Below are 13,480 nucleotides of genomic sequence, written 5' to 3' on the forward strand. Positions count from 1 at the left end.
GTGAAGGCGGCCGTACCGTAGGCGCAGGCGTTGTAGCTAAGATTGTAAAATAATCGGTTCTACCGAAATAAAAAAGACTCCCCTATGGGAGTCTTTTTTATTTCGGTAGAACATAGAACTGAGAGTTAAAGAGAATCCTTCCAGCGTAGGGAGCATGGCATATGACCGGGATTTGCCGCTATTTTCAGTGGTAAAGACGGCCAATGGGTCTCCCATTGCTTTGCGTTCTTTCTTTTTGTAAAATGAATATAAAATGGAAGGAGGTCATCTGTATGGCAGATTCGGAGAAACTTCGAGAATATAAAAAAAAGATGCGGGCTGCTTTTTCCCGGGCCGCTCACTATAATTTCGTTGACTGGCGGCACATGGGATATCTGGTCCATGATATAGATGAATTATTGGACAGCGCTTTGCAGGATTTTTCTCTTCCTGATCAGTGGTGGGACCTTTTTAATTTTACCTTTGCCACGTATATCAAATGGTCGAAGACGAACATGCAGGAAAGCGGGCAAACCAGGGGTTTCGTGTATCAGATACTGGGCATATGGGAAAATATCTGTGGATGCATTCCCGATGAAAAAGATGAAACCAAAATGCTTGATTTCATTCTTAAACGCCTGGATGGCCGGATCGTGGATTACATGGAAGATGATGTATATCATTTTGTCATTGGCCATTTCAGGAAACCATCCATGCTGGCAAAGAAGAGAAAATTCATAGAAGCGAAACTGCCGGGGCTGGAAGAAGCCATGCAGGAAGACCCTTATAAAAAATTTGAAGTAGAAAAATGCAAAAACTATCTGTTGCAGATTCTTGCTGATGAAGGGGCACCTATAGAAGAAGTGGAAAAGTATGCGGCCAGCTATGGGGACGACCATACAGAGCAGATGCTGAAAATCTACAGGGAACGGGGAGAAACGGACCGGGAAATGAAGCTCCTGCAGGAGGCTCTTCCAGGCATGTCCGATTGGAGCAGAAATACTCTGGCCTACGAAGAACGGCTGAAGGAAATTTATCTCAGTAAAGGTATGACAGAAAAATACTTTGACTTGCTGGAGACCATGTTTTATGAGCATCCGGGGCGGGAGGAAATTTATAAGGAATACCGCAGCCGGTTTACCGATGAGGAATGGGCAGGAAAACGGGAAACGCTCCTGAAAAACCTGCGGGGAAATTGGGATGCCATGCCTTTCTTTGCCAGGGAAAAACAGTATGACTACCTCATGGAAGCGGCGGAAAATATGCATGACTTCGGAAATTATGAAAAACTTCTGAAAGAACTGTATCCCGATCGCTCTCTGGCCATCTATGTCTATCATGCGGATGCTGCCATGGAAGATGCCCGTGATAGAAGGGGCTACAGGAAGGTGAAAAGAATCCTGAAAAAGATGCTGACCTATCCCCATGGACCGGAAACAGCGGCACAGCTCGCTGAAAAATACAGGAAAACATATCCAAGGCGTACCTCACTCCTTGAGGAGCTCAAAGAGTTCTGAAAGCTATTGCTCTTTGGGAAAGGAGGCTGCCTGTCTGGGGTCCCTGCGAATCCGGTCCCCCTTGAGGTGGCAGTGAACACAATTCGAAGGAGCGATAGCGACGCACAAATTGTCGTGAGTCGCTTCCTGCGGGGGTGGTGCGGGCGAAGTGAGAGGGGGGTACCGGTTAGCAGCACTGGTGACTGTAGTCAATTTAAATCCTAATCCCAATATGGCTTTTCTGGAGCTGTATGTCAGACGAACTGTTAACATGCAGCTCCTGGAGAAGGAGCGCGCCAAAGGTGGAGGATGGGTTATCGGGAAAGGGCCGTTGCTCTTTACTGGTTCCGGTTATAGGGGTGGCTGGTGAGGCTGAAAGGGGTGGACAGACTGCTTCAAACCTTTCAACCCAATCCTTATAGCCCATATCTGCCATGAGATTTCCTGCCATCAGATGCCTGTTTTCTACTCTTGCAGTAGGCACCGCTGCGATGATACAATCCCTTATATGACTGATCTATACAGACAGAAAGGGGCAGCATCTATGATATGGCAGAGAGAATCGGAGAAAGCATTTCCGGAAATCCGGGATTTTTACTGGCGCCTCATCGATGACATGGCATCGGTAAATGACCGGATCGGGTGGAAGAAGGGAATCTATCCCAGTGACGATTTTCTTATAGAAAGCCTGAAAAAAGGGGAACTCTACAGTCTGCGGGAGAATGGGGTTATTCTGGGCACAGTTATTTTGAACAGTGATTCCAACGAAGGATATAAAGGGCTCCCCTGGTCCAGAGATTTTGCTTCCCACGATATTCTGGTCCCCCACGGGCTGGCGGTCAGCCCCAGAGTGCAGAACCGGGGCATTGGCAGGCGGCTGGTGGGGCATGTGCTGGACGAAGCCAGGGCAGAAGGTAAAAAGGCTGTTCGGCTGGATATTCTGGGAACCAATAGGCAGGCGGAAGCTCTATACCGGTCAGCGGGCTTTTCCTTTGTGGCGGCCAGAAAGATGTACTATCCCGATACGGGATGGACGGAGTATAAAATGTTTGAGCTGAATCTGTAAAGACCGCAGCTTCAGAAAAATGCTGCCATATGAGCTTGGACATTACACTATCAGGGACCCTGTTGCTATGTAAGGAGGGCTCAGACAGGAGAATGATCTCCTGCCTGGGCCCTCCTTTTATTATTCTCTGTGGACGGAAAACTACTGGAGAAACTTATGGATTTTCTATACCCTTCGGTATCCTATCCGTGGGGTCTCTTTATTTTTTCTATTACCCCTTATTTTAAAATTTTATAATGGCTATATAATGAGCAAAAGAGATTAATAAACAACGTTTGACTCATGAATATAAAGCTGAATTGAGAAAATGAGAGGAGACCTGTCGGCTTTATTGAGAATGATAGACCTGAATAGCAGGAAAGCAGGTCTGAAAACAAAACGAAATGTTAGGAATGTATTATGGTTTCATTATGAACTGAAGAGAGCTATAATTATTAGCAGAAAGGGAGTGTGAGTGCTAAAAGGAACCGGGCCCGGTACATAGTCAAAGAACAGGCACGGCTCCTGCAGAAGGAGGCGCATGTTTTTCTGAGAGATTAGGATACTGACAATCAGTATGAAAGGAGTATCTGTGATCTCGGGAGCCCTGATTCATTCGCAGAGTCAGATTTCATAAGGATTTTTTGCACTACTCTGACAACGATTGAATGAGTGCTTCCCCCGATAAGGAAGTACCGATTTCCCCTAAAATCGTGGAATGAAGCTTTTCCTCCGACACAGAGTCAGGACTATGTCCCGTATGAGTTGGGAAAGCCTGGGTTCATGGACGCAATGAGTAAAGAATGGCCCTTGCTTCCGTAATGGAGGTCTTTATTATGGAATTAACACATGCAGTACAGAAAGCAGCTGTCAGTAAGCTGGTAGACCATATTATTTCGATCAAGGATGAAGAGGAAAGAAGAAAATCCCTGATTCGCCTTTCCTATATGATCCAGAAGGTCTATGGGAATATGTTTGAATCCTCCACCTTTGACAGTGTGAGGGAGCTCCTCATGAACAACCATAAATGGTGGAAATATCTGAACCGGGCACTGGATACCCTGAATCCCCACATCATCAAGACCGCAGTCATGGACCTGGGCTTCGAGGCTGCCTTCTATGGTAATAAGAAACGGTGGGAAAACAGGGAGAAGTATGGTATCAATATTCCCTGGGTCATCCTTTTTGATCCAACCAGTGCCTGTAACTGCCACTGCATCGGATGCTGGGCCGCTGAATACGGCCACACCCTGAACCTGTCCTACGATGTGATGAATAAGATTGTCACCCAGGGTAAAGCACTGGGCATCCATTTCTACATGATGACCGGCGGGGAACCGCTCGTACGAAAAGCGGATATCCTGAAGCTCTGCAAGGCCCATCCGGACTGCGAGTTCCATGCATTTACCAATGGTACTCTCATTGATGACGATTTCTGCAGGAAGGTCTGTGAAGTTGGGAACCTGTCCTTCTCCATCTCCATTGAAGGCTGGAGAGAAGTAAACAACAGCCGCCGTGGTAAGGGCCACTTTGACAAAGTGATGCATGCCATGGACCTGCTCCATAAATATGGTATCGTCTATGGTACATCCATATGCTATACCCGGAAGAACATTGAAACAGTCACCTCCGATGACTTCATTGACATGCTCATCAGTAAGGGCGCCTGGTACACCTGGTACTTCCATTACATGCCTGTGGGTAAGGGTGCATCCCTGGATCTTCTGCCTACCAGGGAGCAGCGGGCCTATATGGTTCACAGGGTTCGTGAAATCCGGGAACTGGAAACGGGCAAACCCTTCATGGCCCTGGACTTCCAGAATGATGGCCAGTACATCGGCGGCTGCATAGCCGGCGGCCGGAACTATTGCCATATCAATCCGAACGGCGATGTGGAGCCCTGTGTATTTATCCATTACTCCAGCGCAAATATCAATAAAGATGATCTTCTTACCTGCCTGTCCCAGCCCCTGTTCAAGGAATACGCCAAAGGGCAGCCATTCAATAAGAACCATCTCCGCCCCTGCCCCATGCTGGAAAATCCGCCTAAACTGGCAGCCATGGTGAAACGGTGCGGCGCCAAATCCACGGATCTCCTGGCTCCGGAGTCAGCCGATGAACTCTGCGATAAGTGCATGCCCTATGCACGGCAGTGGGCTCCTATGGCGGACAAGCTGTGGAAATCCATAAAGAACCGGAAGGTCATGGAAGACCATAAAGCGCCGGAAGAGATGAAGAGGAATATTTCCAAAGGAGCCTGACCGAAACGGAAGGTGGATATTTCCAGGTCCATAGACATCCGCTCCCAGCCGCTGGCGGCCGGGAGTTGGAAGCCCCGCCGGGTACATTCAATGTCAGTAGCAAAATAATTTCACAAAACCATTTACAAAGCCGGTCATCCTGTGCTACAATAGTCTCGCTGGGATGGCCCGGCTTTTTTAAATGCAAAGTTTCGAGAAATCGGTTGACTTGTGCATAGTGCTTATGATATACTAGTTAAGCATGTTAATTGGCCGCGGGCCGAGAAAGATTGAGTGAGGTGTAAAGAATGCGTGAAGGAATTACTCTTGCATGCACAGAATGCAAGCGCCGCAATTATCGTACAAACAAGAATAAGAAGAATACGTCCGAACGTCTTGAAATGATGAAGTACTGCAAATGGTGCCACAAACACACTCTGCACAAAGAAACAAAATAATTTGAGTGATTGAAACTGGGGTGTGAGCATGGCCAAGGCGAAGCGTAAGACTAAGACACAGGTAGCGAAAGCACAGGAAGCTAATGCCTCATGGACCAGGTTTTTCAAAGAAACCAAGATGGAAATGAAGAAGGTCATCTGGCCGGACAAACACCAGATGATTCAGTATACCATTGCCGTCATTGTGTCCGTGATTGTGGTTTCATTCCTGATCGTTGCAGTTGACTTCATATTCGGCGGCCTCTCTAATTTATTAGTACACGTCGTGGGCTGAAAGGAGAAGAGCCATGTCCGATAAAGAAGTCGAAAACAAGAAAGCAGAAGCAGAAAATCAGGGTGAAGTCAGTGCTCCGACCGAAATTGGTGAACCTACCGAAGGCGCCAAGAAAGATATCCGCTGGTACGTAATCCATACCTATTCCGGATATGAAAACAAGGTCAAAGATACGCTGACAAGAAAAGTCCATTCCATGGGAATGGATGATACCATCCGTGAAATTCTGCTCCCACTGGAAGAAGCGGAAGAAGAAAAAGACGGGAAGGTAAAACTTGTCTCCCGTAAAATTTTCCCCGGATACCTTCTCATCAAGATGGAAGTCAATGACAGAAGCTGGTATGTCGTAAGAAACACACCGGGTGTCACAGGCTTTGTAGGAACCACCACAAAGCCGATTCCCCTTTCTGATGAAGAAGCAGAAAGAATCATCAACGGCGGCGTAAAGACCGCCAATGCGGAAACCGATGTAAAACCGGGCGACCGCATCAGGATCACCAAGGGCGTCTTTGAAGACCGCACCGCTGTGGTCCTCGAAGTTTCTGATGATAAGACCAAGATTAAGGCTGACATCAGCAACTTCGGTACAACAACAACGATAGAGCTGGAAGCCGGTTCCTTCGAACCCCTTCCTTAAATAAACTCTTGTGGGACTGCCTTGAACTAGACTCGTCCCACCGTGGGAGGGCCCGTTACAGCCCGAAACAACCACATTCCCAATACGGATAGGAGGTGTAACAACATGGCAAAGAAAATTTCTAAAATCGTAAAACTGCAGGTTCCCGCAGGTAAAGCTACCCCGGCACCGCCAGTAGGCCCGGCCCTTGGCCAGGCAGGCGTAAACATCATGGCCTTCGTTAAAGACTTCAACGATCGCACTGCAAAGCAGGCAGGCCTGATCATCCCTGTAGAAATTACCGTTTTCGAAGATAGGAGCTTTACATTCATTTGTAAGACTCCGCCGGCAGCCGTTCTTCTGAAGAAGGCAGCAGGCATCGAAAAAGCTTCCGGTGAACCCAACAAGAAGAAAGCTGGCAAAGTCACCAAAGCACAGGTCAAGGAAATCGCTGAAACAAAGATGCCTGACCTGAACGCTAACGACGTAGAAGCAGCAATGCGTCTCGTTGAAGGCACAGCCCGTTCTATGGGCATCGAAGTTGTAGACTAAGACTGACCCGTTCGTGGCAGGGTAAATCCCCAATGACCACATAGGAGGAAACAATGGCAAAACTGACAAAGAAACAGAAGGCAGCTGCAGCCATCGTTGACAGTCATAAGCTCTATGACATCGACGAAGCTGTAAAGCTGGTAAAAGAAGCAGCATCCGCAAAATTCGATGAAACCATCGAAGTTGCTTTCAACCTGAATATCAACCCAAAATACGCTGACCAGCAGCTCCGCGGCGCTACCGTTCTTCCGGCAGGCACCGGCAAAACAAAGAAAGTTCTCGTTTTCGCTAAGGACCACAAAGAAGACGAAGCAAAAGCAGCAGGCGCTGATTACGTAGGCGGCAAAGAACTGGCCGACAAGATTATGAAGGGCTGGATGGACTTTGACGTCGTCGTAGCAACACCGGACATGATGGCTGTAGTTGGCCGTCTTGGCCGTATCCTCGGACCGAAAGGCCTCATGCCGAACCCGAAGGTTGGCACCGTAACCATGGACGTTACCAAGGCTGTCAACGAAATCAAAGGCGGCAAGGTTCAGTACCGTACCGATAAAGCAGGCAATGTACAGGTTATCATCGGCAAAGCATCCTTTGACGAAGACAAACTGAAACAGAACCTCCTGGCTATTTATAACACCATTCTGAGAGTCCGTCCGGCTTCCGTAAAAGGTGTTTACATGAAGAGCCTCACCATCAGCTCTACCATGGGCCCTGGCATCCACCTGGACACCACAAAGGTAGCAGCACCGAAAGCCTAATTTACTATTTACACTTAGCTGAAGACCGGCGGTAATTATTTTTAAAGGGCAAAGGCCCGCCTCCCGAGGCTGAGTACTGGAAAGCCAGTACACGACCTCGCAGGTTCTGCGGGGTCGTTTTAGCTAACGTGATAAATACAAATCCATAGCAGAGGAGGTGTACTTATGAGCGAAGAAAAGTATGAAGTAAAGGTTCGTCCTGAAAAGGAAGCTGTCGTTGCAGAAATGAAAGACAGACTGTCCTCCCAGGGCATTGTCCTTGTTACATTCAACAAACTGACAGTAAAAGACGCAACACTGCTGCGTCGTAAATTCCTGGCTCACGGCGTTGAATACAAGGTCATTAAGAATACACTGACCCGTATTGCAGCTGATGAACTCGGCCTGAACGGTCTTGACGATCTGCTCCAGGGACCAAATGGTCTTGCTACCTGCAAAGATGATCCGGTAGCACCGGCAGCAGCACTGAAGGAATTCCTGAAGGAAACCAAGAGCGAAGCCGTTACCGTAAAGTGCGGCGTCCTCGATGGCAAAGTCATCGGCAAAGACGAAGTCAAAGCACTGGCAGACCTGCCATCCAGAGAACAGCTTCTCGGTATGGTCGCTGCAACCCTGCAGGCTCCGATTTCCGGACTTGCACGTGCCCTTAACGGCAACATTACCAAACTCGCATATGCTCTCGAAGCACTGCGTAAACAGAAAGAAACTGCGTAATCGATACGCATAAAATTATTCCATGGAGGAAAAACAAATGACAAACGAAGAAATCCTTGAAGCCATTAGCAATATGTCCGTTCTCGAACTCTCCGAACTGGTTAAAGCCATCGAAGACAAATTCGGTGTTTCCGCTGCAGCTCCTGTAGCAGTAGCAGCAGCTCCGGCAGCTGGCGCAGCTGCAGCAGCTGAAGAAAAGACCGAATTCGACGTAGTTCTGAAAGAAATCGGCGAAAAGAAGATCCAGGTTATCAAAGCCGTTCGTGAAATCACCGGTCTTGGCCTGAAAGACGCTAAAGCTCTCGTTGATGGCGCTCCGAAAGAAGTTAAAACTGGCGTAGCTAAAGCTGAAGCTGAAGAAATGAAGAAGAAGCTGGAAGACGCTGGCGCAACCGTAGAACTGAAATAATTGCGGCTCTTCTAAAAAGCACGATAAAATCGGACTCCGTAGGGGGTCCGATTTTTATTTTCCCTAAAAAAATCCTAAAAACATAAATGGCCATTTCTAAAGACAATGTATGATGGAGATGACGGGATAATTCGTGAAAAAATCCGGTTAAAGCAGTTATAATCTAAGGAGGATCCTGATGATGTTGTACCTTGGAATCCCTGTGCAGTTGGACTCTACCCATGAATCAGCGCTTCCCTGGATAAATACGTGACCTGTTTCTTGTGATGCTGGGAAACTGATGATTTTATATATGAAAGGATATCGACCATGTTTGAACTGACGTTTTTACCGGGCGGTATGCCGCCGGCGGACCCGAAGCGGGCGGGATACCGAAAAACCATTCCCGGCCCCTATCCCTATAAGGCTTTCCAGCCTGTAAACCTGCAGGATGTGACTATTGCCTATACGGCGGAGCTGGCGGCCCTTATCGGCGATGCCCGGGCCGTGCTTTCGGCTCTTGCTGTCCGCTATGATGGCCTTTCGCAGGAAAAGAAAGAAAACTTTGCAAAGGAAATGGTGCAGGCGGAGGCGGCGTCGTCCCTGAAGCTGGCGGGGGCGGAAGACAGCGAAGCTGATGAAGGTTGGCTCAGGCGGGCTCTGCCCTATGGTTTCGATGCATTGAAAGAACTGCCTCTTTCCCGGCGGCTGCTGGAGGAAATTCATGATATGGTTCTCCATGACCGGTCCCATTATCGACAGAACCCCGGTGAGTTCCGGCGTTCCCCGGTCTGGCTGGGAAAAGAGGGGGCCACGCTGACGAAGGGAGCCTCCTTTGTGCCGCCGGCACCGGAAGACATGGCCAATGCCTTTTCTGCCCTGGAGCATTATATGAATGAGGAAGAGGGAACGGAGCCCCTGGTGAAGGCGGCACTGGTACACTACCAGTTTGAGATGATCCATCCTTTTCTGGACGGGAATGGCCGGGTGGGAAGGATTCTGACTCTTCTCTGCCTTAAGGAAGCCGGAATCCTGCCGGCCCCTATCCTGCCTCTGTCGGTACAGCTCCTGAACCGGAGTTACTATTACTTTGCCTATCTCCTGGCCGTTGAAAACAGCGGCGCCTATGAAGTGTGGGTGCGGTATTTCATCGAATGTATTTTGAACGCCGCCCACATGTCGGAGGATATGGTACAGGGCATGTGAAGAAGTGCCTGCGGCGCATCAGCGCTTCTCCGGCATTGAGCTGGTGAACCACTTCGCAGTCAACCATCCGAGACTCCACCACGTCAGGCGAATCCACTCTCCTCTAAAGAGGGAAGGCAGAAGTTATTTTACGGTGAAGTCGCAGGGCCTCAAATCTCAACTATAATTCCATTGTGTTATACTACAGGAAAGTGTAATTCTTTTATTTCTCCGGGAAAGGGGGATTCTATGGAGAAGAATGCCTATTCTGTCACTGAAGTGAACCATTATATCAAGGGCCTGCTGGAATCCAGGCAGGAGCTGCATAACATAGTGATTCTCGGTGAAATTTCTAATTTCAAACGGTACAAGTCCGGCCACTGCTATTTTACCCTGAAAGATGAGAATGCCGCTTTGCGGTGCGTCATGTTTCGGTGGTATGCAGCCAAACTTTCCTTCTTTCCCAAAGACGGTCAGAAGGTCTTTGCCTATGGTACCATTTCCGTCTATGAGAAGGATGGGAATTATCAGTTCCAGGTGCAGGCACTGCGGCCTGAAGGTATTGGCAGTCTCATGCAGGCCTATGAAGAGCTGAAGGAAAAGCTGGAGAAGGAAGGACTTTTTGACAATCAGCGGAAGAAGCCTCTGCCGCTCCTTCCTAAGACCATCGGCGTGGTGACATCTCCTTCCGGCGCGGCGGTGCATGATATCATTACCGTATCCCGGCGGCGGAATCCGGGGGTCCGGATTCTTCTCTATCCCGTGCAGGTGCAGGGGACGGAAGCGGCTCCGGAAATCGTGAAGGCCATTGCTTTCTTTAATAAAACGAATCTGGCAGACCTTCTCATCGTAGGCCGGGGCGGCGGCTCCCTGGAAGACCTTTGGGCCTTCAATGAGGAGCCGGTGGTACGGGCGGTGGCAGCGTCCCATATCCCCATCATCAGTGCCGTGGGCCATGAGACTGATGTGACCCTCTGTGATTTTGCGGCAGACCGTCGGGCAGCGACACCATCCCAGGCAGCGGAAATTGCGGTAATCGACGTAGATGCTTATAAACAGGGAATAGCCTCCTGGATGGATAAGGCGGAAACCATTCTTATGAACCGTATTTCCGAGAGCATGCAGACCCTGGATAGTCTCGTCCAGGAATCGAGCCATGCCATGGAGACCATTGTGGATGGGAAGAAGCATCTCTTCATGCTTTCTGCCCAGAAGCTGGAGGCCCTGAATCCACTCTCTGTCATTGCCCGGGGGTATACGATTACCTCGAAGGGCGATGGCGTACCCCTTATGAAAGCAGGAGACGCAGCGAAGGGGGATCGGATTTCGACCATTCTCTCTGACGGAGTTATTGAATCTGTCGTATCGAATATTCAAAAGAAGGATGTGTAACCATGGATACAGAAAATATTTCATTTGAACAGGCTCTGGCGGAACTTCAGAAACAGATTGGCCTTCTGGAAAAGGGAAACCTCCCGCTGGATGAAGCACTGAAAATCTACAGCCGCGCCATGGAAATCAGCCGTATTTGCAATAAGAAGCTGGACATGGCCCAGGCAGAGGTCAAGAAAATCGTGGCCGACGAAGACGGGGAAGGGTACAAACTGGAAAATTTCGAGGCCTGAGAAAGGGGCTTCCGATTTACATTCCTGTAGTTGGAGTTACGCCGCTGGGGCCGATGGCTGTCCTATCTGAATGATTCTGTCCATAGACAGATACGTTTTTCCAACGGGCAGTCTGTAAGACGCAGAATAAAAAGCGATGAACCATTGTATAGCTCATGGTTCATCGTTTTTTTATCTTTCTCGGTCCGCTGTATACAAGAGGTCCATCGTTTCTTTGTCATCCTCCTGGGGGACCTTTTTCTTTTCCAGATCCGCCACTTTCCGCCGGTCCTTTTCAGCGAGATCATGTTTTCCTGTCTCTTCCAGAAGCTTTGCCCTGTATTGGAGCCCCCTGATGTTCTGGGGCTGCCGTTTCAGGAATTCATTCATGTCGGATATGGCCATGTCCGGGTGGCCCATCTTTTCATAGACACAGGCCCGACTCCGGTAGGTTTCCGGATATGCGGGGTATTGCCGGATGCCATCGGTAAGAATCGTGATGGCCCTTTCATAGTCCCCCTTGAGAGCATATAGGGAGCCCATAGTATTCAGTATGCGATTTTTGGGGCGGCCATTGGGGAGGAGGCTTGCCGGAACCAGCAGGGAAAGGGCCCTGTCGTATTCCTTCATACGGCCCAGGGCAACGGATGAGAGAAGAAGCGCCGTCTGGTCCTGGGGGACCTGCTCTTCGGCCGCTTTGAAATCTGCCAGTGCTTTCTCAGGGTCTCCAATTTTCAGGTAGCATAGGCCCCGTTCCAGATGGATGTCCGGTATATCCAGACCCAGATCGATGGCTGCGTTGAAATCGGAAATAGCTTCCTCGTATTTTCCCATGATTTCCAGGGCGTAGGCACGGTCCTGGTAGAAAAGGAAACTCTTTGGATTCTTCTCAATAAATGCAGTATCCAGTCTGGCGAGAGCAGGATAGTCTTTCCTTTTCCTGTAGAAATGGGACAACTGGAGATAGGTGAGTGGACTGTCGGATCCCAGGGAGACAGCTTTTTCCAATGTTTCCTGTGCACTTCGGGGCTGCTTCATGCCATCGTAGGCCATGCCCAATGTATCCCAGATGATGGGAGCGTTTGGCTTGATTTCTGCAGCCTTTTTCAGGTAAGGTATGGCTTTCTCATACTGTTTACATTTGTATAGGGATTGGCCGGCCATGGAATTGGGATAGAACTGGTCCGGTTCCTCTTTTTGGAGACGAAGAAAATCGTCTGCTGCCTGCTCATATTTTCCCATAGAAAACAAGGTGGTGCCCCGGACTCCGTAGAGCAGGGAAAGATCCTTTCTCTCCGGAGAACCGGCAAGAAAAGCATCATAGTCGTCAAAGGCTTCTTTATATTTTTTTAATCGCCCATAGGCCGAGCCCCGGAGAACATAGGCCTTGCCATAGGAAGGGTCCAGGGAAATGGATTTGGATAGCTTCTCGATGGCCTTCTCCTCGTTCCCCTTGGTAAGATACATGGCTCCCCAGGGAACAAGGACCTTCGGTTTATTATCCGAAGTTTCCAGAGCCATTGTGTAGTACTTTTCTGCTATATCCTGCCTGTTGAAATAGGGATTGCTGTAGAGGTTTCCAAGGGCATACAGGATTTTCCAGTTCTTTGGAGACAGGCGAAGCCCTTCTTCCAGGGCCATCCGGGCTTCTTCGTATCGATGCATTTTTTTCTGTACAAAACCGATCTGACAATAGAGGTCTCCTTTCTTCCCTGCCGGAGCCAGGGAGAGGGCAGACCGATAAATAGAAAGAGCCTTTTCATAGTCTTTCCGATCAGAGCAGTCTTTTCCTTTTTTTACCAGTTCGTCAAAAACAGGGCTCCCATCAGATAGAATATTTATGGCAGATGCATTTTGCGATAATGAAGGCACAGCACTGGCAGGCATTGCTTTGTCTGTTCCTTCAGCGGTCGTACCCAGCCATGCGGTCATTGCCATAGTCAGTGTGATGAGCGTTATTCTGTTCATGGTGTCCTCCGTTGCAGAAATGAAAATACGATTCTGCTTTCATTGTATCATGGCAGACCTGGTTAATTGATTAAATTGGGGCGTGACGAGCTGTTGAAGAGGTGCTGATGGATAGAGTCATTCGTGCGGGGATTCTGGCTGCTAGCCTCTAGCTTCTAGGAAAGCTGGTCAGCCTACGGCACGAATGACTGACGGAAATATAG

General features: G+C 49.0%; 14 protein-coding genes. 13 read left to right on the plus strand and 1 reads right to left on the minus strand.

From position 1 onward, the window contains the following. Positions 1-272: 272 nt before the first annotated feature. From QZR21_RS05090 to xseB, 13 genes are all read left to right on the plus strand, one after another. On the plus strand, positions 273-1,496 hold the full coding sequence (locus QZR21_RS05090; RefSeq protein ID WP_296098594.1) for a hypothetical protein: 1,224 nt from the start codon (positions 273-275) through the stop codon (positions 1,494-1,496). Between the two features lie 523 nt (positions 1,497-2,019). Further along, positions 2,020-2,541, plus strand: coding sequence for a GNAT family N-acetyltransferase (locus QZR21_RS05095; protein ID WP_296098591.1), 522 nt, complete (start codon positions 2,020-2,022; stop codon positions 2,539-2,541). Positions 2,542-3,356: 815 nt separating this feature from the next. Next, positions 3,357-4,781 (plus strand): radical SAM protein, encoded by a 1,425-nt coding sequence (locus QZR21_RS05100; protein ID WP_296974104.1) that lies wholly within the window; start codon positions 3,357-3,359, stop codon positions 4,779-4,781. Between the two features lie 287 nt (positions 4,782-5,068). After that, positions 5,069-5,218 carry a 50S ribosomal protein L33 gene (gene rpmG / locus QZR21_RS05105; RefSeq protein ID WP_296098586.1) on the plus strand — a complete coding sequence of 50 codons (150 nt, stop codon included), beginning with the start codon at positions 5,069-5,071 and terminating at the stop codon, positions 5,216-5,218. 28 nt (positions 5,219-5,246) lie between these two features. Further along, positions 5,247-5,492 carry a preprotein translocase subunit SecE gene (gene secE, locus QZR21_RS05110; protein ID WP_296098603.1) on the plus strand — a complete coding sequence of 82 codons (246 nt, stop codon included), beginning with the start codon at positions 5,247-5,249 and terminating at the stop codon, positions 5,490-5,492. A gap of 13 nt (positions 5,493-5,505) precedes the next feature. Beyond that, the gene (gene nusG / locus QZR21_RS05115) at positions 5,506-6,129 is read left to right on the plus strand and encodes a transcription termination/antitermination protein NusG (protein ID WP_296098583.1); all 624 of its coding nucleotides are present in this window, start codon (positions 5,506-5,508) and stop codon (positions 6,127-6,129) included. Positions 6,130-6,234: 105 nt separating this feature from the next. Next, entirely contained in the window at positions 6,235-6,660 is a 426-nt protein-coding gene (gene rplK / locus QZR21_RS05120) for a 50S ribosomal protein L11 (RefSeq protein ID WP_296098579.1), read from the plus strand. Positions 6,661-6,713: 53 nt separating this feature from the next. Next, a complete protein-coding gene (rplA, locus tag QZR21_RS05125; protein WP_296098576.1) occupies positions 6,714-7,418 on the plus strand; it encodes a 50S ribosomal protein L1 in 705 nt (234 codons plus the stop codon). A 165-nt stretch (positions 7,419-7,583) separates the two neighbouring features. After that, complete coding sequence (rplJ, locus tag QZR21_RS05130; protein ID WP_296098573.1) at positions 7,584-8,132, plus strand: 50S ribosomal protein L10; 549 nt, start codon at positions 7,584-7,586, stop codon at positions 8,130-8,132. A 37-nt stretch (positions 8,133-8,169) separates the two neighbouring features. Continuing rightward, complete coding sequence (gene rplL / locus QZR21_RS05135) at positions 8,170-8,541, plus strand: 50S ribosomal protein L7/L12 (protein WP_008860358.1); 372 nt, start codon at positions 8,170-8,172, stop codon at positions 8,539-8,541. A 309-nt stretch (positions 8,542-8,850) separates the two neighbouring features. Beyond that, on the plus strand, positions 8,851-9,726 hold the full coding sequence (locus QZR21_RS05140; RefSeq protein WP_296098569.1) for a Fic family protein: 876 nt from the start codon (positions 8,851-8,853) through the stop codon (positions 9,724-9,726). Between the two features lie 228 nt (positions 9,727-9,954). Next, the gene (xseA, locus tag QZR21_RS05145; RefSeq protein ID WP_296098566.1) at positions 9,955-11,097 is read left to right on the plus strand and encodes an exodeoxyribonuclease VII large subunit; all 1,143 of its coding nucleotides are present in this window, start codon (positions 9,955-9,957) and stop codon (positions 11,095-11,097) included. A gap of 2 nt (positions 11,098-11,099) precedes the next feature. Continuing rightward, positions 11,100-11,330 (plus strand): exodeoxyribonuclease VII small subunit, encoded by a 231-nt coding sequence (gene xseB / locus QZR21_RS05150; protein ID WP_296098565.1) that lies wholly within the window; start codon positions 11,100-11,102, stop codon positions 11,328-11,330. A gap of 171 nt (positions 11,331-11,501) precedes the next feature. On the opposite strand, the gene QZR21_RS05155 is transcribed toward xseB, so the two are convergent. Next, positions 11,502-13,277 carry a tetratricopeptide repeat protein gene (locus tag QZR21_RS05155; RefSeq protein ID WP_296974111.1) on the minus strand — a complete coding sequence of 592 codons (1,776 nt, stop codon included), beginning with the start codon at positions 13,275-13,277 and terminating at the stop codon, positions 11,502-11,504. Positions 13,278-13,480 lie beyond the last annotated feature (203 nt).

Origin of the sequence: uncultured Dialister sp. (assembly GCF_900541605.1) — a bacterium.
GTDB lineage: Bacteria > Bacillota > Negativicutes > Veillonellales > Dialisteraceae > Dialister.

Bases quoted from the DNA above. Each gene is read 5' to 3' on its own strand.
- QZR21_RS05090 (WP_296098594.1), top strand. From the start codon at position 273: ATGGCAGATTCGGAGAAACTTCGAGAATATAAAAAAAAGATGCGGGCT.
- QZR21_RS05095 (WP_296098591.1), top strand. From the start codon at position 2,020: ATGATATGGCAGAGAGAATCGGAGAAAGCATTTCCGGAAATCCGGGAT.
- QZR21_RS05100 (WP_296974104.1), top strand. From the start codon at position 3,357: ATGGAATTAACACATGCAGTACAGAAAGCAGCTGTCAGTAAGCTGGTA.
- rpmG (WP_296098586.1), top strand. From the start codon at position 5,069: ATGCGTGAAGGAATTACTCTTGCATGCACAGAATGCAAGCGCCGCAAT.
- secE (WP_296098603.1), top strand. From the start codon at position 5,247: ATGGCCAAGGCGAAGCGTAAGACTAAGACACAGGTAGCGAAAGCACAG.
- nusG (WP_296098583.1), top strand. From the start codon at position 5,506: ATGTCCGATAAAGAAGTCGAAAACAAGAAAGCAGAAGCAGAAAATCAG.
- rplK (WP_296098579.1), top strand. From the start codon at position 6,235: ATGGCAAAGAAAATTTCTAAAATCGTAAAACTGCAGGTTCCCGCAGGT.
- rplA (WP_296098576.1), top strand. From the start codon at position 6,714: ATGGCAAAACTGACAAAGAAACAGAAGGCAGCTGCAGCCATCGTTGAC.
- rplJ (WP_296098573.1), top strand. From the start codon at position 7,584: ATGAGCGAAGAAAAGTATGAAGTAAAGGTTCGTCCTGAAAAGGAAGCT.
- rplL (WP_008860358.1), top strand. From the start codon at position 8,170: ATGACAAACGAAGAAATCCTTGAAGCCATTAGCAATATGTCCGTTCTC.
- QZR21_RS05140 (WP_296098569.1), top strand. From the start codon at position 8,851: ATGTTTGAACTGACGTTTTTACCGGGCGGTATGCCGCCGGCGGACCCG.
- xseA (WP_296098566.1), top strand. From the start codon at position 9,955: ATGGAGAAGAATGCCTATTCTGTCACTGAAGTGAACCATTATATCAAG.
- xseB (WP_296098565.1), top strand. From the start codon at position 11,100: ATGGATACAGAAAATATTTCATTTGAACAGGCTCTGGCGGAACTTCAG.
- QZR21_RS05155 (WP_296974111.1), bottom strand. From the start codon at position 13,277: ATGAACAGAATAACGCTCATCACACTGACTATGGCAATGACCGCATGG.